At 60.6% G+C, this 19,014-nt stretch carries 17 protein-coding genes and 1 pseudogene; 13 read left to right on the top strand and 5 right to left on the bottom strand.

All coding sequences use genetic code 11. The annotated features are described in order from the left end of the window. Positions 1 to 3 precede the first annotated feature (3 nt). Positions 4 to 1,089 (bottom strand): ABC transporter substrate-binding protein, encoded by a 1,086-nt coding sequence (locus PMI31_RS02210; protein WP_008015929.1) that lies wholly within the window; start codon positions 1,087 to 1,089, stop codon positions 4 to 6. 523 nt (positions 1,090 to 1,612) lie between these two features. Here PMI31_RS02210 and PMI31_RS02215 point away from each other — a divergent pair. Together PMI31_RS02215 and PMI31_RS02220 are read left to right on the top strand one after the other, a co-directional pair. Next, on the top strand, positions 1,613 to 3,271 hold the full coding sequence (locus PMI31_RS02215; protein WP_008015930.1) for a nitrite/sulfite reductase: 1,659 nt from the start codon (positions 1,613 to 1,615) through the stop codon (positions 3,269 to 3,271). After that, entirely contained in the window at positions 3,255 to 3,749 is a 495-nt protein-coding gene (locus tag PMI31_RS02220) for a DUF934 domain-containing protein (RefSeq protein ID WP_008015931.1), read from the top strand. The genes PMI31_RS02215 and PMI31_RS02220 overlap by 17 nt, the downstream gene beginning before the upstream one ends. Positions 3,750 to 3,824: 75 nt before the next feature. Here the strand turns inward: PMI31_RS02220 and sohB are convergent, their stop codons facing one another. After that, positions 3,825 to 4,847: a protease SohB gene (gene sohB, locus PMI31_RS02225; protein ID WP_008015932.1), complete on the bottom strand. Its 1,023-nt coding sequence runs from the start codon at positions 4,845 to 4,847 to the stop codon at positions 3,825 to 3,827. A gap of 201 nt (positions 4,848 to 5,048) precedes the next feature. Between sohB and PMI31_RS02230 the strand changes: the two genes are divergently transcribed. The 5 genes from PMI31_RS02230 to PMI31_RS02250 all read left to right on the top strand — a co-directional run bounded on the left by PMI31_RS02230 (position 5,049) and on the right by PMI31_RS02250 (position 9,481). After that, positions 5,049 to 5,759, top strand: coding sequence for a histidine phosphatase family protein (locus PMI31_RS02230; protein ID WP_008015933.1), 711 nt, complete (start codon positions 5,049 to 5,051; stop codon positions 5,757 to 5,759). Positions 5,760 to 5,823: 64 nt separating this feature from the next. Continuing rightward, positions 5,824 to 6,138, top strand: coding sequence for an SCP2 sterol-binding domain-containing protein (locus PMI31_RS02235; RefSeq protein ID WP_008015934.1), 315 nt, complete (start codon positions 5,824 to 5,826; stop codon positions 6,136 to 6,138). 148 nt (positions 6,139 to 6,286) lie between these two features. Further along, on the top strand, positions 6,287 to 7,150 hold the full coding sequence (locus PMI31_RS02240) for a LysR family transcriptional regulator (RefSeq protein ID WP_008015936.1): 864 nt from the start codon (positions 6,287 to 6,289) through the stop codon (positions 7,148 to 7,150). A 106-nt stretch (positions 7,151 to 7,256) separates the two neighbouring features. Next, positions 7,257 to 8,402 carry an SRPBCC family protein gene (locus PMI31_RS02245; protein ID WP_008015937.1) on the top strand — a complete coding sequence of 382 codons (1,146 nt, stop codon included), beginning with the start codon at positions 7,257 to 7,259 and terminating at the stop codon, positions 8,400 to 8,402. After that, positions 8,399 to 9,481: an SMP-30/gluconolactonase/LRE family protein gene (locus PMI31_RS02250; RefSeq protein WP_008015938.1), complete on the top strand. Its 1,083-nt coding sequence runs from the start codon at positions 8,399 to 8,401 to the stop codon at positions 9,479 to 9,481. The genes PMI31_RS02245 and PMI31_RS02250 overlap by 4 nt, the downstream gene beginning before the upstream one ends. A gap of 247 nt (positions 9,482 to 9,728) precedes the next feature. On the opposite strand, the gene PMI31_RS02255 is transcribed toward PMI31_RS02250, so the two are convergent. The 3 genes from PMI31_RS02255 to PMI31_RS02265 form a co-directional block, all read right to left on the bottom strand. Next, positions 9,729 to 9,962 (bottom strand): DUF465 domain-containing protein, encoded by a 234-nt coding sequence (locus PMI31_RS02255; protein ID WP_008015939.1) that lies wholly within the window; start codon positions 9,960 to 9,962, stop codon positions 9,729 to 9,731. A 225-nt stretch (positions 9,963 to 10,187) separates the two neighbouring features. Then, on the bottom strand, positions 10,188 to 12,299 hold the full coding sequence (locus PMI31_RS02260; RefSeq protein WP_008015940.1) for a hybrid sensor histidine kinase/response regulator: 2,112 nt from the start codon (positions 12,297 to 12,299) through the stop codon (positions 10,188 to 10,190). Positions 12,300 to 12,512: 213 nt separating this feature from the next. Then, complete coding sequence (locus PMI31_RS02265; protein ID WP_008015941.1) at positions 12,513 to 13,202, bottom strand: GntR family transcriptional regulator; 690 nt, start codon at positions 13,200 to 13,202, stop codon at positions 12,513 to 12,515. 140 nt (positions 13,203 to 13,342) lie between these two features. Here PMI31_RS02265 and PMI31_RS02270 point away from each other — a divergent pair, with 140 nt between their 5' ends. From PMI31_RS02270 to PMI31_RS02295, 6 genes and pseudogenes are all read left to right on the top strand, one after another. After that, positions 13,343 to 14,428: an ABC transporter ATP-binding protein gene (locus tag PMI31_RS02270; RefSeq protein WP_008015942.1), complete on the top strand. Its 1,086-nt coding sequence runs from the start codon at positions 13,343 to 13,345 to the stop codon at positions 14,426 to 14,428. Between the two features lies 1 nt (position 14,429). Continuing rightward, complete coding sequence (locus tag PMI31_RS02275; RefSeq protein ID WP_008015943.1) at positions 14,430 to 15,347, top strand: ABC transporter permease; 918 nt, start codon at positions 14,430 to 14,432, stop codon at positions 15,345 to 15,347. Further along, positions 15,344 to 16,132, top strand: coding sequence for an ABC transporter permease (locus PMI31_RS02280; RefSeq protein ID WP_008015945.1), 789 nt, complete (start codon positions 15,344 to 15,346; stop codon positions 16,130 to 16,132). Before PMI31_RS02275 ends, PMI31_RS02280 begins: the two co-directional genes overlap by 4 nt. Before the next feature lie 17 nt (positions 16,133 to 16,149). Further along, entirely contained in the window at positions 16,150 to 17,217 is a 1,068-nt protein-coding gene (locus PMI31_RS02285; RefSeq protein WP_008015947.1) for an extracellular solute-binding protein, read from the top strand. A gap of 148 nt (positions 17,218 to 17,365) precedes the next feature. Continuing rightward, positions 17,366 to 18,562 (top strand): amidohydrolase family protein, encoded by a 1,197-nt coding sequence (locus tag PMI31_RS02290; RefSeq protein ID WP_008015948.1) that lies wholly within the window; start codon positions 17,366 to 17,368, stop codon positions 18,560 to 18,562. Then, positions 18,559 to 19,014: pseudogene (locus PMI31_RS02295) on the top strand (N-ethylammeline chlorohydrolase); the annotation flags it as partial. The gene PMI31_RS02290 and the pseudogene PMI31_RS02295, both read left to right, overlap by 4 nt.

Below are 19,014 nucleotides of genomic sequence, written 5' to 3' on the forward strand. Positions count from 1 at the left end.
GACTCAGTGCATCAGGGTTTGCAGGGTGAACGGGTAACGCCATGACGCCGGACGCCCCTTGGCCGAGAGCTTGTGGAAATCCACGCCGAAGCCCTGCCCGGTGCCCATCGCCAGCAGCCGCCTGGCCTGTGTCCGATCGATCAGTTGCAACAACGGCACCTGTCGGTCACGGCCGCCATACTGGCTGATGTCTACGCCCTCATCGTAGTCATGCAATTGCACCAGCGCCCAGCCACCGAGGGTGAAGTGCCCGCCCAGCAACACACTCAGACGACGGTCCAGCAGTGCCTGCAACGCCGCGGGTGAATTGTTGATCGCGCCGAACAACACGCCTTTGCCTGGCACACCCCCGGCTTCGACATAGGCCTGCATCACACCGAACGCCATTTCGTCATTCGCGGCCCACACCAGCGACGTCTGCGGGTAGCGTTTGAACAGCAACCTGGCCTGCTCGTAGGCGCGTTGCCGGGTCCAGCCGCCGTACACCAACTGCCGCAATCGCACCTCGGGGTGCTCGGCCAGGGCGCGCCGCATGCCTTTCTCGCGAAACTGCGCGGACGGGGTGATTTTCAAACCGGAAAACGCCAGCAAATCGATGGTCTGGCCGGGAGCTACCGGGCCGTGCTGTCGGATCAGTTCATTGAGCATCAGGTAGCCGCCCTCTTCGTCATTGGGCACCAGACTGCCGAGTAAATCGGGGTACTTGTCAGGTCGCGCGCCGACAAGCTTCATCTGATCCGGGGTCAGGGCGTTGTTGACCATGAACAGCTTCACACCGCTGCCTTTGGCCAGCCGCAGGATTTCGGGGGCAATGTACTGCTCGTTGACGAAAACCAGGTAGTCGGGACGATGGTAGCCCTGAAGGGCTTCACGAGCCTGGTGGATGGTATTTTCGGAAACACGGTCGGAATACTGGATGCGCAAGTCCATCCCCAGGTCGGTCGCCGCGGCCTGCATGAACTGCGAGTAACTCAGCCAAAAAGCTTCCGTGGGGGTTCCCGGATTCAGGAACAGCACTGACGCCGCCTGGGCACAGGGTCCCACGACCATGCCCAGCGTCAGTAATACGCCACACAGAAACTTCAACATTGGTCGTCCGAGCCCCCGGAAATTCGCCGCGCATTATAGCCAGCGAACGTCCGTAAAACGGCGATTTATCCGTTTTTTGTCGGACAATCGTCGGAACCGGGCCCGGACGGGGTCGTTTACTGATGGCTGACCCAGAAAACCGCCGTCCCCACGACCAGAATGATCAGGAACAAAATTGCCCAGGCATCAACGGTGCTATCGCTTTTCCGTGCTTTGGTTGGGTTGCTCATTGCATCGCCTCTTGTCGGTTTTATCGGTGATTGCATAAAGACTCGAGCAGAGTAAAGACGACGATTGCCCGCACCACAAACAGGGTCATTGCAACAACGATTCTCATTAGGCGATTTGGTTCTTTACATATGCTCAAACATCACTTTTACGCATAACTACAAACTGTTATCTTGCCCCGGCTCCGTAGGGAGTGCGCGGCCGTGCGCGCAGAATTGCAGAGGCTCCATCGGACTCCGGCAAGCACAAAAACGCAGCTGTATCCGAGCGACCCAAGCCTGAGAACAGGACTTATATGTACGTATACGACGAATACGATCAGCGGATCATCGAGGACCGCGTCAAGCAGTTCCGTGATCAGACCCGACGCTATCTGGCAGGCGAGCTGAGCGAAGAAGAATTCCGCCCCCTGCGCCTGCAAAATGGCCTTTATATCCAGCGTTTCGCACCGATGTTGCGAGTCGCCGTGCCTTACGGCCAACTGACTTCGCGCCAAGTGCGAATGATGGCCCGGATTGCCCGCGACTACGACAAGGGCTACGCCCACATCAGTACCCGGCAGAACGTGCAATTCAACTGGCCGGCCGTGGAAGACATTCCGGACATTCTCGCTGAACTGGCCACCGTGCAGATGCACGCGATCCAGACCAGTGGCAACTGCCTGCGCAACGTCACCACCGACCAGTTTGCCGGCGTCGCCGCCGACGAACTGATCGACCCGCGCCCATGGTGCGAAATCGTTCGCCAGTGGACCACGTTCCACCCGGAATTTGCCTACCTGCCGCGCAAATTCAAGATTGCTATCAACGGTTCGACCTCCGACCGTGCTGCCATCGAAGTCCATGACATCGGCCTTGAGCCTGTGCACAACGCCGCTGGCGAACTGGGCTTCCGTGTGTTGGTCGGCGGCGGCCTGGGCCGTACGCCGGTGGTCGGTGCTTTCATCAATGAATTCCTGCCATGGCAAGACCTGTTGAGCTACCTCGATGCCATCCTGCGGGTCTACAACCGCTACGGCCGTCGTGACAACAAGTACAAGGCGCGGATCAAGATCCTGGTCAAAGCGCTGACGCCTGAAGTCTTCGCACAGAAAGTCGATGCGGAAATGGAGCACCTGCGCGGTGGCCAGACCACGCTGACCGAAGCCGAAGTGCAGCGCGTCGCCAAACACTTCGTCGACCCGGACTACAAGGCGCTGGAAAACCAGACCGCCGCCCTGGCCGAGCTCGACCGGCAGCACCCGGGCTTCGCCCGCTGGCGCGCGCGCAACACCCTGGCCCACAAGAAGCCGGGTTACGTGGCCGTCACACTGTCCCTGAAGCCGACCGGCGTTGCACCGGGCGACATCACCGACAAGCAGCTCGACGCCGTGGCCGACCTGGCCGACCGTTACAGCTTCGGTCAACTGCGCACCTCCCACGAGCAGAACATCATTCTGGCCGACGTCGAGCAGGACAAGCTGTTCGCCATGTGGGGCGAGCTGCGCGAGCAAGGCTTCGCCACGCCGAACATCGGTTTGCTGACCGACATCATCTGCTGCCCGGGTGGTGACTTCTGCTCCCTGGCCAACGCCAAGTCGATCCCGATCGCCGAATCGATCCAGCGCCGTTTCGACGACCTGGACTACCTGTTCGACATCGGCGAACTGGACCTGAACATCTCCGGTTGCATGAACGCCTGTGGCCACCACCACGTCGGCCACATCGGCATTCTCGGGGTGGACAAGAAAGGCGAAGAGTTCTACCAGGTTTCCCTCGGCGGCAGCGCCAGTCGCGACGCCAGCCTGGGCAAGATCCTCGGCCCGTCCTTCGCCCAGGAAGCCATGCCTGACGTGATCGAGAAGTTGATCGACGTGTACATCGAACAACGTACCGAAGACGAGCGTTTCATCGACACCTACCAGCGTATTGGCATCGACCTCTTCAAGGAACGCGTCTATGCAGCGAATAATTAAGAACAACGAGGTCGTCGACGAGACCTGGCACCTGCTGCCCAAGGATTTCAGTATCGACGGGATCACCAACTGCGACGACTACATCGTCCCGTTGCAGCTGTGGCGCGAACACAGTCGTATGCTTCTGGCCCGCGACGGTGGCCTGGGCATCTGGCTGGACGCCGATGAAGAAGCCGAGGAAATCGGTGAAGACGTGGCGCAGTTCCAGGTCATCGCCCTGAACTTCCCGGCCTTCACCGATGGCCGCAACTACTCCAATGCCCGCCTGCTGCGTGACCGTTATGGTTTCAAGGGCGAATTGCGGGCCATTGGCGACGTGCTGCGTGACCAGTTGTTCTACATGCATCGCTGTGGATTCGACGCTTTTGCCGTACGCCCCGATAAAGACCCGTATGAAGCTTTGGAAGGTCTCAAGGACTTCTCGGTGACCTATCAGGCCGCCACTGACGAACCGCTGCCGCTGTTCCGTCGCCGCTAAGTAAGTACGTAGCCCGACAAAAAAGCCCTGAACCGGAAACCGGCTCAGGGCTTTTTTTGTGTCCGGCGTGAACCGTTACCAGAAGCGTTGCTGGGTCAAACGGCTCCACCAGTTCAGCAACAGGCGGTCGACCGAACCGCTGGCGGCCATGCCAATGCGCTCCTGCAGGCTTTTGCGCTCGGCATAGTGCAGGTGATAAAGCTCGGACTGCCTGGCGCGCTCGGCGAGGTATTCATCGCTGGTCTTGAGTTCGTCGACCAGGTGTTTTTCCAGCGCCGCAACACCGAGCCAGATTTCGCCGGTGGCCACTTCATCGATCGCCAGTTGCGGGCGATAGCGCGACACGAAGTTCTTGAACAATTGATGGGTGATGTCCAGGTCTTGCTGGAACTTCTCCCGCCCCTTCTCGGTGTTTTCGCCAAACACGGTCAGGGTGCGCTTGTACTCACCGGCGGTCAGCACTTCGAAGTCGATGTCGTGCTTTTTCAGCAAGCGGTTGACGTTGGGCAACTGCGCCACCACACCAATCGAGCCGAGGATCGCGAAGGGTGCACTGATGATCTTCTGGCCGATGCACGCCATCATGTAGCCGCCGCTGGCCGCGACCTTGTCGATGCACACGGTCAGGGGCACGCCGGCTTCACGGATACGCGCCAGTTGCGAGGAAGCCAGGCCGTAGCTGTGAACCATGCCGCCGCCGCTTTCCAGGCGCAGCACCACTTCGTCCTTCGGCGTGGCCAGGGTCAGCAAGGCAGTGATTTCGTGGCGCAGGCTTTCGGTGGCCGAAGCCTTGATATCGCCATTGAAATCCAGCACGAACACCCGTGGTTTGGCCTCGGTTTTTTTCTTCTGTTTCTTGTCGGTTTTAGCCTGGGTCTTGCGCAGGGCCTTGAGCTGATCCTTGTCGAGCAAGGTTTGCTCCAGGCGTTCGCGCAACCCTTTGTAGAAATCATTGAGCTTGCTGACCTGCAACTGGCCGGACGACTTGCGCCGCCCTTTGCTGCGCAAGGCCGCAAAACTGGCCAGGACCACCAGAATGGCGATCACCAGGGTCACGGTCTTGGCCAGGAAAATGGCGTACTCGGAAAAAAACTCCACAGGGACTCCTCAAACGATGCGCGGCTCGAACGCGCGCGGGATACTTCCAGCATACCCATGCGCCGGCCTTGCGACCAGTCGCGTAACCTCTGGCAACAGGCCTGTAACGGGCATTTCAAACAAGCGTATGTTTTTTCATTGACAGCTCACCGCCATCCTCATAACCTCGCCAGACCTTCAACGTACCGGGATGACGCGGACGTGGGCAGCATCTATTTGATTCGACATGGCCAGGCCTCCTTTGGTGCAGACGACTACGACGTCCTGTCGCCGACCGGCATTCGTCAGGCTGAAATCCTTGGCCGGCACCTGGCCGAACTCGGGATCAGCTTCGACCGCTGCCTGGCGGGTGACTTGCGCCGCCAACAGCACACGGCCAACAGCGCGCTGGAACAGTTCGCCGCGGCGGGCCTGCCGGTGCCGCTGCTGGAAACCGACTCCGCCTTCAACGAATTCGACGCCGACGCGGTGATCCGCGCGCTGTTGCCGGCCATGCTGCCGGACGAACCCGAAGCCCTGGACGTCCTGCGCAACGCCGCGCAGAACCGTGGTGAGTTCCAGCGTATCTTCGCCCTGATCATCGAACGCTGGCTCACCGGCACCTACGACACACCGGGCCTGGAAAGCTGGCTGGGGTTTGTCGAGCGAGTGCAGGCCGGCTTGCATCGCATCCTCGACCAGGCCGACAACACCCAGAAAATCGCCGTGTTCACCTCCGGTGGCACCATCACCGCCCTGCTCCACCTGATTACGCAAATGCCTGCCCGGCAGGCCTTTGAATTGAACTGGCAAATCGTCAACACCTCGCTCAACCAACTCAAGTTTCGTGGTCGCGAGGTGGCCCTGGCTTCCTTCAACAGTCATGCGCACCTGCAACTGTTGAAGGCCCCGGAACTCATCACGTTTCGCTGAGTCCGGACTATTGTGACCCTGGCTGTAATCAACCAGCTCTTAATACCCAAGAAAGGATCAAACCATGACCTCCGTAGCTGATGCCGTACAAGCAATGAAAGCCAAGTTCAACCCAGCCGCTGCTGCCGGCCTGGACCTGGTTTTCGGTTTCCGCATCGACGACACCAAGAACTTTTCGCTGATCGTCAAGGACAGCACCTGCGAGCTGCAGGAAGGCGAGAACCCGGACGCCCAGGTGACTCTGGTAATGGACGGCGAAACCCTGGAAGGCATCGTCGACGGTTCGACTGACGGCATGCAAGCGTTCATGGGCGGCAAACTGCGCGCTGAAGGCGACATGATGCTGGCCATGAAGCTGTCCGAGCTGTTCCCGTCCTGAGCACCTGGCTCCTGATCTTCGGGAGTGTGCAAGGCCGCAAATGAATCCCGCCCCTCGTGGCGGGATTCGTCGTTGTCGGGCTCCGAAAAGATTCTCTGTGTGGCGAGGGAGCTCTTACAATGCCTGAACCTCCCACACCGGCCGCCCCATGGACATCGACCTCGCCCGCACCTTCCTCGAAATCGTCCGCCATGGCAGCCTGGCCGCGGCTGCCGAGAAACTCCATGTCACCCAGACCGCGATCACTGCACGGGTGCAAAAACTCGAGAGCCAACTGGGCAGCACCCTGTTCGTGCGCAATCGTGCCGGCGCCCGCCTGACGCCCAACGGTGAAGCCTTCGTGGTGTACGCCAATCAACTGGTGCAAACCTGGGAGGCCGCACGGCGTGATTTGCCGTTGCCCGAGGGTTATCGCGATGTGCTGCATATCGGTGGCGAGGTCAGCCTGTGCAATCCGCTGATGCTCGGTTGGGCCGGTGAAATCCGCGAAAAAATCCCCAGCCACGCCTTGCGCATGGAAATCCGTGATGGTGAAAACCTGCTGCGCCAACTGGAGCTGGGTGTTCTGGATGCCGCGCTGGTGTATCAACCCGAGTATTGGCCAGGCTTGCAGGTTGAGCAGGTGCTTGAAGAAAAACTGATTCTCGTGCGCCTGGCCGACAAGCCCGAGCCTTATGTGTACATCGATTGGGGCGCTGATTTCCGGCGTCAGCACGATGCGGCCCTGCCGGAAAGAGCCAAGGCAGCGCTGAGTTTCAATCTTGGCCCCCTGGGTTTGCAGTACCTGCTCGAAAACGGCGGCAGTGGCTATTTCCGCACCCGTGTCGTGCAGAGTTATCTGCAAAGCGGTGCCCTGGAACGGGTGCCCAAGGCACCGGAATTCAGCTACCCGACCTATCTGGTCTACTCGCGCGATCGCGACTCGCCGACGCTGCAACGCGCCTTCGAACTGCTGCGCGAGATCGTCGACTCTGACGAAGACTGGTCGCAACGCTGGGACCCGCTGACCTGAAAACGGTTTGCACCGAATCATGGCCATTGTGTCCTCAAGGTTCACCCCGCCAAGTCGTCGGAATCGACTAATCTGCAGGAGATAACAATAACGACAGGTGATTGCAGTGAGGCAGACCACCGAAGGATTCCGCAGCCGTTACCGCGCCGCCATTCACCCCCTCTACAACCCTTGGCTGCACGGCGCTTTTGTCCTGTTGTTCGGGGCACTGGCAATCAGCGCTTTCTGGAGCAACGTGCATCAGGTGCAGCCCACTGAATGGCTGGCAGTCCCCGTCACGCTGCTGTTGTTCAACCTGGGGGTGTACATGGTGCATCGCCACCTGGGGCATCATAAAAAGAGCTTCACCCGGCTGTTTTATGCCCGTCACGCCGGCGACCACCACAGTTTTTTCACCCCCGGCCACATGACCTACGACAGCGCCCGCGACTGGCGGGTGATTCTGTTTCCGGCATGGCTGATCGTGCTGCACACCCTCGCCGTCGCCCTACCCCTCTGGTGGCTGCTCAAGCCATTGGATGAGAACGTTGCCGGATTGGTCGGCGGCCTTCTTGTCCTCGGTTACCTGGCTTATGAAGTGTTTCATGCCTGCGAGCACCTGCCCCCGCGCAATCCGGTTACGCGGTTGCCATGGATCCGCCAGATGCGCCGGCTGCACGAGCTGCACCACCGCCGCGAACTGATGCAGGAGCGTAATTTCAACATCGTTTTCCCGCTGATGGACTACCTGTTCGGCACCCTCTATTGGGAGCCGGAACCTGTGCCGCTCAACCCGACGAGAACGCCCATGACCCGCATGCAGCATCAGATTGTCATTGCCGGACGCCCGGTAGACGTACTGGCCTACGCCAGCACCGTGACCCTTTGGCCGCAATGGCATCCCTCGTCGCTGCATATCGAGGGGCCAAAAGGCCCGTTGCATGCCGGTGCACGTTTCGAGGAGGACATCCGCGCCGGCGGCCGCGAGGGGCACTTGAGCTGGGAGGTAGCGGAGTACCTGCCCGGACGGCGCTGGAGCGCCCGGGCCCGGGGTGATCATGGCCTGTCGCTGGTGGTGACCTATGAATGCGATGCCACAGGCCCGGACACACGTTTCGTCCGCACCCTGGAATATCAATTCAGCGGTCTGGCGATGCGGATCGCCAACCGGTTGTTGCTCAAGCGGCGCATCGATCGGGAATCGGCGGCGTCGATGCAGGCATTGCGCGACATGGCGCACAAATACCTGGTGGCGACAGGGGCCAGCGCATGAACAGAGCCTTGAAATGTCTGTTGCTGGTCATCGTCGTCATCGGCGCCTTCCTGCTGCTGATGCCAACCAAGGTGCGACCGGTGGCCTGGGCACCACAACCCGCGCCTTCCCTCACCAGCGGAATCTACGCCGACAATCAGCGGCTCAAGGGCATGGAACGCGTCGGTGCCGCCAACATCGACGGGCCGGAAGCGCTGTTGCTGGAAAACGACATGCTCATTACCGGCCTGCACGACGGGCGCCTGATCCGCACCAGCCTGGACGGCAAGACCACCAAAGTCCTGGCCGATACCGGCGGCCGGCCACTGGGCCTGGCCCGGCACCCCAATGGTCTGCTGGTGATCGCCGATGCCGTCAAAGGCTTGCTGTCACTCGACGCCCAGGGCCGCCTGGTGGCCCTGACCACGGAGGCCGACGGCGTTCCCTTCGGCTTTACCGACGATGTGGCTATCGACAAACCGGGTCACTACGCCTATTTCAGCGATGCTTCGAGCCGATTCGGTTATGGCCACGACGGTGAGGCCGTGCTCGAACACGGCGGTGATGGCCGTCTGCTGCGTTATGACTTCCAGACCGGCAAAACGTCGGTTGTGCTGGACAAGCTGGAGTTTGCCAACGGCGTGACCATGGGGCCGGACGATGCCTACGTGCTGGTCAATGAAACCGGCGCCTACCGTATCAGCCGTTACTGGCTCAGCGGCCCCAAGGCCGGCACCCATGACCTGTTTATCGACAACCTGCCGGGGCTGCCGGACAACCTGTCGTTCAATGGTCACGACCGGTTCTGGGTGGCACTGTACGCCCCCCGCAACGCCTTGATCGATGGTACGGCGGCGCATCCATTCGTACGCAAGATGATCGTGCGGGCCATGACTGTCTTGCCCAAACCCGTGGAAAAACGTGGGTTTGCCCTCGGCCTGGACCTTGAAGGCAAAGTGATCGCCAACCTGCAGGACGGCAGCAGCGACAACTACTCCCCCATTACCACGGTGCGCGAGTATGGGGACTGGTTGTATTTCGGTTCGCTGAATGCGCAGAACATGGTGCGGTTGCCGTTGAGCAAGGCATTGCAATGGTAGGAGCGAGCTTGCTCCGGGCGGCGTTCCGACGATAAACCCGAGAACGCCGCGGGGCACCTGCCAACCAGCGTTATCGTTGACGACCATCGCGAGCAAGCTCGCTCCTACAGGAGGGCGGTGTTCAGTTCACAGGGGATGAGGCACCTCGTCGAGAGCCGTAACATCGGTCTCTGAGCATTCGAGGTGCCGGTTCTGGTTGGCCGCTCCAGCTTTTCAGCCACCGATCGACGGTGGCCGGCTCGCGGGATCAGGACGACGAGCCAAGTTGCTTGACGATCTTGTCCTTGACCTCCAAGCGCTTCGCCTTGAGCTTCGTCACCGTGTCATCGCTGGATTTGGCCTCCTCCGCCTTCACCACTTCGGCATCAGCCAGGGAATACTTGTTGATCAGTGAATCCAGTAACGGATCCTTGGTGCGTTTCTGCTGGATTTCTTCCTTTGAGCGTTTCAGATCCTGATAAAGGTCATGGGGCACCGGCATGGAACACCTCCGTTTGTTGATCGGCGGCGAGACGCGATCAATTGCGTTCACCAACTATCAGAATGGCCTCGGTTAGCCCGTTCTGTCGACCACCTGTCAGACCAGCGGTGTCCGTTCGTCGTCCTGTCGCAAAGGCGATAACACCTTTGCCCGCGCCGCCGCTTCCACCGGTTGACGCTGACTCGATCACCTTTCAAAACCTGTGTGCAGAATCACCTGTTTTTGTCAGCCGTTAAGCACCGTGCGCACCATTTGCCTGAGTGCTTCGGGATTGTAGGGTTTGCTCAGCAGATGGGTGTCGGGGCTGAGCTGGTGATTGCGCGAGATGATGTCGCGGGTATGCCCCGAGGTGAACAGCACGGCCACCGGAGGTTCCTGCACTTTCGCCCAGGCTGCCAGGTCCGAACTCTTGATCAGGCCGGGCATGACCACGTCGGTGAATATCAGGTCCACCGACAGCCCTTCCAGCAACATTTGCATGGCAACGTCACCGTTGGGGGCCGTGAGGATCTGATAACCCTCTTCGCGCAACAACTCCACCACCGACACCCGCACCGCCTCATTGTCTTCAACCACCAGGATGCGTTCGTGCCCACCCCGCTGCGGCACTTCAGGGCTCAGCGTTTCGCTGGGTGCCGCGCGCAAGGTACGCGGGAAGTACAACTGCACCCGGGTCCCCTGCCCGACGTCGCTGGCAATTTCGATATGACCGCCACTCTGTTTGACGAAACCAAACACCATGCTCAATCCCAGCCCGGTGCCCTGCCCGTCGGCCTTGGTGGTGAAGAACGGTTCGAACGCCTGGGCCAGCACCTGCGGCGGCATGCCGACACCGGTATCCGCCACGGACACCCGCACATAGTCCCCGGCGGCAATGCCCTTTGCGGCGCAAAATTTGCGATCGAGGGTGATGTTTTCCGCGCAAAGGTCAATCCTGCCCTCGCCTTGAAGGGCGTCACGGGCATTGATCGCCAGATTGAGAATGGCGTTTTCCAGTTGATTGCGATCGACAAACACATTCCAGGAATCTTCGGGGGCCGTCATGTGCACCTGAAGGGTTTCACCCAGGGCACGCAGCAACAGCTCCGCCAGGCCATCGAAAATCTGCCGCAGCGTGAAGACCGCAGGCGACAACGGTTGGCGGCGGGCGAATGCGAGCAATTGCGAGGACAACTTGGCACCGCGCTCGACGGCGGCAATCGACGCCGCGACCCGGCGCTGCACATTGGCGTTACCCGGCTCATGGCGCGCGAGCAGGTGCAGGTTGCCGGCGATCACTTGCAGCAGGTTGTTGAAGTCATGGGCCACACCACCGGTGAGGCCGCCGATGGCTTCGAGTTTCTGTGACTGGCGCAGTTGTTCTTCCGCCGCCAGCCGCGCCTCGACCTCATCGGCCACCCGCTGTTCCAGGTTGCGGGTGAACTTGAGCAGGGATTCTTCGGCGGTCTTGCGTTCGTGAATATCGATCAGCACGGCGGGGAAACGAAACGCCTCGCCTTGCTCATCGAACTCGCAACACCCGCTGGCGAGTACCCAGAGGTAACTGCCGTCGGGGCGCTGGATCCGGTACTCGACGTTGTAGGGTTCGCCTGTCTCGACCGACAGTTTGATGCGCTCCTGAACCCAGCCGCGATCGTCCGGATGGATCCGGCTTTCAGCGATGTCCCGAGACAGATTTTGCAGGTCTTGCCCGGACGGATAGGAAAACGTGCGGGCGAAGCGCTCATCACCCGACAACACGTTGGTCTTGATGTCCCAGACAAAGGAACCGAGCAGCGCTCCGGCGTTCAGCGCCAGCCGCACCCTTTCATTGTCGGCATGATAGGCGTCTTCGGCCGCCTGTCGCCGACGTTCGGATATCACCCATTCGGTGGTTTCCACCACCATGGCCATGACTCCAGCCGGGCGCCCGTCATCGTCGGCCACCGGGCTGTAATAGAGGTCGAGCCAGACATCCTCGGGAATGCCGTCGCGCAGCAATACCAGGACTTTATTGCGATAGGACAAGGTGCCGCCCGCCAGGCAGGTATCCACCACGTGGCGATTGAATTCGGCGACTTCGGGCCAGCCCAGTTCGACCGTAGAGCCAAGAAGGTACGGATGACGTCCACCGGCAAACTTCGAGTAAGCATCGTTGTAGATCATGTACCCCGACTGTCCCCAGAGCATCACCATCGGCAACGACGAGGCAAGCATCAACTGCACCGCACTGCTCAGGCTTTTCGACCATGAGTCGAGTGGGCCAAGTTCAGTCTTGCTCCAGTCGAACGCACGAATGCGCCTGGCCATTTCGCCGTTCCATCCGGCACACCCGTGGCTATCCGCTAGAAACTGCATCGGCTGGCTCAATCCCGGAAATTGCACCCGTTTGCTTCGAGCATTCTGAACGCTATTCGTTTCTTAGAGGTATAGCTGATTCTCGCGGGCCACTGGAGATCCCTGTAGGAGCGGGCTTGCCCGCGAAGGCGGTGTATCAGCAGACGAACAGGTTGAATGACACACCGCTTTCGCGAGCAAGCCCGCTCCCACAGTTTTGATCTTCAGTGGGGTCTAGACCTCAATCAAATGCTTGAGCGGGTTGTAACTGCTTTTCAGCGTAGCCGCGACATCCAGAATGGCCTTCTCGATGCCATTCAGATGCATGCAGGTCAGCTCGATGGCCGCGCTCTGGTTGCCGGCTTCGATGTACTCGATCAGCCGCAGGTGTTCATCGTCGCGGCAGGCTTCATGGCTGTCGTCATCCAGGGCGGCGGCATACAGCGACGCCCGGGAAATCAGCTTCTGGAACCAGTCGAGCAGCACCGGATTGTTCAGGCTGCGAGCCAGTTTGATGTGGAACTCGCCGAGCAGGTGAATCAGCCGTTCGTGATCACCACTTCGATGCGCTTCATCCTCCAGCAACAAGTGATCGCGCAGGTCCTGGGTCACCGCTGTATCGCGACGACGGCACAGTTCACTGACGATACCGATCTCGACCAGACGCCGGGTTTCGAACAGCGAGCGGATCTCCTCGTCACTGGGCAATGACACCGATGCACCTTTATTGGGTTCGGTGGTGACCAGTCCATCGGCTTCCAGTTGCTTGAGCGCGGCCCGGACAGACGTACGGCTGACATTGAACAGCTCGGCCAACGAGGCCTCGCCCAGTTTCATTCCCGGACGCAACGAGCGCTTGCTGATCGCCTCGTAAACCCCTTGGTAGACGCGGTCGACCGTGGTTTCCAGTTTCTTTTCCGTCATTCATCAACTCCTTCAGCCCTGCGCAAACAACCCTGGCGAATGAACAGCCTCTGAAAAAGGGGCTTGCACGGGCAGGTTAATCCGGGTATTTCTAAATTGCATCCAGATTTTGCATACAATAATTAGAGGAATGCACCATTATGGGTCATCCAGTTGCAATTGAAGTGCGAAACGTCTCAAAGCGATATTCCGACGATCCAGGGCTGGCTCCTGCCCTCGACAATGTTTCTGTCGACATCGCCGACAACGAATTCTTCACCCTGCTCGGCCCTTCCGGCTGTGGCAAGACCACCCTGTTGCGCACCATCGCCGGCTTCGAGCATGTCAGCGACGGCGAGATTCGCCTCGCGGGCGAGCCGGTCAATGACTTGCCGCCGTTCAAGCGTCGGGTCAACACAGTGTTCCAGAGTTACGCGCTGTTTCCGCACATGAGTGTTGCGCAGAATATCGCCTTCGGCCTCGAGATGCAGGGTCTTGATCGCAAACTGATCCCGCAGCGGGTCGATGAGATGCTCGCGCTGGTGCAAATGCAGCACCTGGCCAGGCGCAAACCCGCCGAGCTGTCCGGCGGCCAACAGCAACGGGTGGCCCTGGCCCGGGCCCTGGCGCCGAAACCGAAAGTGCTGTTGCTGGATGAACCGCTGTCGGCCCTGGACCTCAAGCTGCGCAAGGAAATGCAGGTCGAACTCAAGCGCGTGCAGAAAGAAGCCGGGATCACCTTCATTTTTGTCACCCACGATCAGGAAGAAGCGCTGACCCTGTCCGATCGCATTGCCGTGATGTCCGCCGGCAAGATCCTGCAAATCGGCACGCCCAATGAGATCTACGAGCGCCCGCAGCATCAGTTCGTCGCACAATTCATCGGCGATATCAACTTCCTCCCCGGCCACCTCAAGCGCGGCCAGCAAAACGAAAAACTCTTCGTGCCCAACGGCATGCCCGTGGAAATCCCCTGCCCGGCCCAGGGCTTCGATGGCAGCAAGGTGCAACTGGCGTTCCGCCCCGAGCGTTCGCAACTGGTCGAGCCGACCCAGCCTCACCACCTGCGCGGGGTGATCGAAGCCGTGCTGTATGTCGGCACGGCCACGCTCTACCAATGCCGCCTGAACAACGACATCAAGGTCATGCTGCGCGAGAACAACGAAGGCCTGAGCCACGGGCGGGTGGTGGGTGATCGCGTCGCGGTCAACCTGCCGCCCCACGCCTGCCTGTTGATGGAGGCCTGAGATGAGCGTCAGCAGCACTTCCCCGGCCCTCAACCGCGCGCTGTTGCTCAGCCCGGTAGTCCTGACCCTGCTGGCCCTGATCGCCATTCCGCTGGGCATCATGGGCTACATCAGCCTGTTGCCGCGCAACGTCTATGGCGGCGTCGACTGGCAGGCCAACTGGCAATTGCAGAGTTATGTGCAGCTGTTTTTCCAGGAAGGTTTCGACGGTGAGCTTGAGCTCAATTGGGTCTACGCCCAAGCGCTGTTGCGCTCGGTGTTCCAGGCCGGTGGCACCACGGTCCTGTGTTTCCTGTTCGGTTTCCCGGTGGCGTTGTGGATGTCGAGCCTGACACCGCGGCGGCGCAACCTGATGGTGTTGCTGATCACCATCCCGTTCTGGACCAACCTGCTGATCCGCAACTACGCCTGGCTGATCATCCTTCGTGAACACGGCTGGGTCGCCCAGAGCCTCAACGCGCTATTCCCGCAAGCTGGTGGCATCACCCTGCTCTACAACGACTTCGCGGTCAGCGTCGGGCTGGTCTACAGCTTCCTGCCGTTCATGATTCTGCCGATCTATTCGACCCTGGAAAAACTCGACTGGCGCCTGGTGGAGGCGGCCTATGACCTGGGTGCCAACCGCTGGCATGCATTGCGCCGGATCATTCTGCCGCTGTCGATGCCGGGGGTGATTGCCGGTGCGTTGCTGGTGTTCGTGCCAAGCCTGGGCGCCTTCATTACCCCGGCGATCCTCGGCGGCGGCAAGACGCTGATGATCGGCAACCTGATCCAGCAGCAGTTCGGCACCGCGCGCAACTGGCCGCTGGGCAGCTCACTGTCGTTCCTGTTGCTGGGGATCATGTTGCTGTCCCTGGTGCTCTACGCCCTCTATAGCCGCAATGCCGCCAAGTCCCACCGCCCGGGAGCCCAAGCATGATCGCCCTGCACCTGAAAAAACTGCCCCTGACCCGTGAGGTCAGCCTGTTGATGCTGGCCTATCTGTACCTGCCGATTTTCGTGTTGATCGCCTACAGCTTCAACGCCAACCGCTCGGCGACGGTGTGGACCGAGTTCTCCCTGGACTGGTACGGGCGCATCCTGGCCAACCCGTCGATCCAGACCGCCGCGCTGAACTCGATCATCGTCGCCAGCATCGCCACGGTGTGCGCCACGGCGATTGCATTGCTCGCGGCACTGGCGACTTACCGGCCGTTCTACGGGCAGAAAATGGTCGAGGGCGGGATCAACCTGCCACTGATCCTGCCGGAGATCGTCACCGCCGTGGCCACCCTGCTCCTGTTCATGGCACTGGGGATCAAGCTCGGTTTGCTGACGGTGATCATCGCCCACATCGGCTTCTGCATTCCCTTTGCCTATCTGCCGATCCGTGCGCGGCTCAATGACCTGGACAAGAGCCTGCTGGAAGCGGCGAACGACCTGTACGCCAACCCCTGGCAGGTGTTTCGCCGGGTGACCTTGCCGCTGCTGTGGCCGGCGGTGCTGTCCGGTTCGGTGCTGGCGTTCGTGGTCAGCCTCGACGATTTCATCATGACCTTCTTCGTCGCCGGGCCGGGTTCGACGACCTTGCCGGTGTACATCTTCTCAGCCATCAAGGCCGGCGTGACGCCGGAGATCAACGCGATCTCGACCCTGATGCTGGTGATATCCATCGTGCTGGTGGTACTGGCCTTCTGGCTGGGACAGCGCGGTAAACAACAATAAGCCTGGAGACTTCCTTTATGAGCAAGAAAGTGAAAAGCATGAGTTTCGCCGTTGCCGGTCTGGCCTTGAGTTGCTTCACCGCGTTCACCGCGCTCAGCGCCCAGGCCGCCGAGCCCAAGGAACTGTTCTTCTACAACTGGACCGACTACTACCCGGTCGACCTGCTGGCCAAGTTCGAAAAGGAGACCGGGATCAAGGTCACCATGGACGGCTACGACAGCAACGAAACCCTGCTGGCCAAGTTGCAGGCCGGCGGCGCGGCCTATGACGTGATCGTGCCGTCGCAATCGATCATGCGCACCCTGATCAACCAGAACCTGCTGCTGGAAATCGACGCCTCGGCCCTGCCCAACTTCCAGTATGTCAAACCGGCGTTCCGCGACCCGAGCTTCGACCCCGGCCGCAAGTTCTCGGCACCGTATCTGTGGGGCACCACCGGGTTCTCCTATGACAGCGCACGGGTGCCCGGCGGTAAACTCGACGACTCGTGGAAAGAGTTCTTCGAGCCACGCAAGGAACTGCAAGGCCAACTCGCCGCCCTCGACACTTCCAGCAGCGTGATCAACGCCGCCAGCCACTACCTGAATGTCGACGAATGCAGCGAAAACCCGCAGGACGCCAAGCGCATCCTCGAACTGCTGCAAAAACAGAAACCGTTCCTGAAGATGTACAGCTCGGACAACACCGTCGACCGCATGGCCAGCGGTGAAGTGATCATGATGCAGAACTGGAACGGTTCGACAGCGCGGGCCACCTTGCAGAAGAGCACCATCAAGTACGTCTACCCGCGTGAAGGCCTGGCCATGTTCCAGGACAACTTCGCCGTGCCGAAAAGCGCGCCGCACCCCGGCAACGCGAAGATCTTCATCGACTGGATGATGAAACCGGAAAACGCCGCCGCCGTGTCCAACGCCATCGCCTACGCCAACGGCATCCAGAGCGACAAGCTGATCGACGCCAAATGGCGAGTCATGGACGCCATCAACATGCCCGACGAATTCGCCTCGCGCCTGCGCCCGGAAAAGGAATGCAGCAACAAGGCGCGTGAGCTGCAGGATCGCATCTGGGCGAAGCTCAAGGGCTGATCCAAAACCGAGTCGCGGCCATCGCGGGCAAGCCAGCTCCCACAGTGATGTGTGTTGATCACAACATTTGTGAACACCCCCAAATCCTGTGGGAGCTGGCTTGCCAGCGATGAGGCCCTCCCACACAACACCGAATTTGAGGTATGCAATGACCCAACCCCGCTGGCTGCGCAACGTGCGCCCCTACGGCTCAACCGCCGAAGACCTGCTGATCGAAAACGGCCGGCTCAGCCAACGCCGCCCCGCTTCGAACAAAGCCCTGTCGGCCACTGACATCGACGGCCAGAACCAGTTGCTCACTCCCGCACTGGTGGAAAGCCACGTGCACCTGGACAAAACCCTCTGGGGCCAGCCATGGCGCCCCAACAGCGCCGGCCCGACCCTCAAGGACTACATTGCCAACGAACGGCGCATCCTGCGCGAAGTCACCACACCGATTGCGCAACGGGCCGGCGCCCTGCTGGAAAACTGCATCGCCCGTGGCTCGCTGACCATGCGTTGCCACGTCGACATCGACCCGGAGTTCGGCCTGCGGCATGTCGAGGCCATGCAGCAACTGCGCGAGCAATACCGCGACCTGATCGACCTGCAACTGGTGGTGTTCCCGCAAACCGGCCTGATCAGTCGCCCCGGCACCGCCGAACTGATGCGCGAAGCCATGGCCCTGGGCGTGGAGAACGTCGGCGGGCTGGACCCGTGCGGCATCGATAACGATCCGGTTGCGCAACTGGATTTCGTGTTCAAGCTCGCCAGCGAATTCGACCGTGGCATCGATATTCACCTGCACGACAAGGGTGAACTGGGCCTGTGGCAGATCGCGCTGATCGCCGACTACACCGAGCGCTTCGCTCGCCAGGGCCGGGTGATGATCAGCCATGCGTACTGCCTGGGGATGTTGCCGTGGAACCAGGTCAAACCGGTGGCCGAGCGCCTGGCGACACTGGGGATTTCGCTGATGAGTTCGGCCCCGGCCGATTGCGCGGTGCCGCCGTTCCTGGCCCTGCGCGAAACCGGCGTGAATGTGTGCCTGGGCTCCGACGGCATTCGTGATGCCTGGTCGCCGATGGGCAACGGCGACATGCTGGAACGGGCGATGCTGCTGGCGTTCCGCTTCGACCTGAGCAAGGACGCAGAACTGGCGGCGGCGTTCGCGGCGGCAACCGTCAATGGCGCCCAGGCACTGGGTTGCGAAGCCAATCACCTGGCGATCGGCCAGCCGGCGGACTTCCTGCTGATGCCGGTGCAAACACTGGGTGAGGCGGTGGTTTCGCGGCCGCTGCGTCAGGTCTATCGCGCGGGTCAGTTGATTGCTGCGGGTGGCCGTTTGCTGGAAAGCCGTCTGTGAAGCGCATTGGCTTGCGGGCCAGTTGCGTGGTCGGCTTCGACGGCACGCAGCATGTGCTGTGGCGCGACGGCGAAGTGGTGTTCGCAGGCTCGCGCATTGAATTTGTCGGGCGCAATTATTCGGGCCCGGTAGATCAGTGGGTTGATTACGGCAATGCGCTGATCGGCCCCGGCTTCATCGATCTGGATGCCCTCGGCGACCTCGATTCCACGGTGCTGACTCTGGACAACGGTGACGAGCGCGACATGGGCCGGATGTGGTCGGCGCAGTATCTGGCGCGTGGATCACGGGAAAGTTACAGCCCCGAAGAAGAAGTCTTCAAATACCGCTACGCCTTCACGCAGCTGATCCGCAACGGCATTACCACGGCCATGCCGATCACCTCGATGTATTACCGCGAGTGGGCCGAGACCTACGACGAGTTTGCGGCAGTAGCCGATGTGGCAGGCGCG

This window comes from Pseudomonas sp. GM55 (genome assembly GCF_000282395.1).
GTDB lineage: Bacteria > Pseudomonadota > Gammaproteobacteria > Pseudomonadales > Pseudomonadaceae > Aquipseudomonas > Aquipseudomonas fluorescens_CC.

Coding starts and splice junctions, on each gene's coding strand:
- PMI31_RS02215 (WP_008015930.1), top strand. CDS start 1,613: ATGTACGTATACGACGAATACGATCAGCGGATCATCGAGGACCGCGTC.
- PMI31_RS02270 (WP_008015942.1), top strand. CDS start 13,343: ATGGGTCATCCAGTTGCAATTGAAGTGCGAAACGTCTCAAAGCGATAT.
- PMI31_RS02240 (WP_008015936.1), top strand. CDS start 6,287: ATGGACATCGACCTCGCCCGCACCTTCCTCGAAATCGTCCGCCATGGC.
- PMI31_RS02235 (WP_008015934.1), top strand. CDS start 5,824: ATGACCTCCGTAGCTGATGCCGTACAAGCAATGAAAGCCAAGTTCAAC.
- PMI31_RS02280 (WP_008015945.1), top strand. CDS start 15,344: ATGATCGCCCTGCACCTGAAAAAACTGCCCCTGACCCGTGAGGTCAGC.
- PMI31_RS02220 (WP_008015931.1), top strand. CDS start 3,255: ATGCAGCGAATAATTAAGAACAACGAGGTCGTCGACGAGACCTGGCAC.
- PMI31_RS02260 (WP_008015940.1), bottom strand. CDS start 12,299: ATGCAGTTTCTAGCGGATAGCCACGGGTGTGCCGGATGGAACGGCGAA.
- PMI31_RS02210 (WP_008015929.1), bottom strand. CDS start 1,089: ATGTTGAAGTTTCTGTGTGGCGTATTACTGACGCTGGGCATGGTCGTG.
- PMI31_RS02250 (WP_008015938.1), top strand. CDS start 8,399: ATGAACAGAGCCTTGAAATGTCTGTTGCTGGTCATCGTCGTCATCGGC.
- PMI31_RS02290 (WP_008015948.1), top strand. CDS start 17,366: ATGACCCAACCCCGCTGGCTGCGCAACGTGCGCCCCTACGGCTCAACC.
- PMI31_RS02255 (WP_008015939.1), bottom strand. CDS start 9,962: ATGCCGGTGCCCCATGACCTTTATCAGGATCTGAAACGCTCAAAGGAA.
- PMI31_RS02285 (WP_008015947.1), top strand. CDS start 16,150: ATGAGCAAGAAAGTGAAAAGCATGAGTTTCGCCGTTGCCGGTCTGGCC.
- PMI31_RS02265 (WP_008015941.1), bottom strand. CDS start 13,202: ATGACGGAAAAGAAACTGGAAACCACGGTCGACCGCGTCTACCAAGGG.
- PMI31_RS02275 (WP_008015943.1), top strand. CDS start 14,430: ATGAGCGTCAGCAGCACTTCCCCGGCCCTCAACCGCGCGCTGTTGCTC.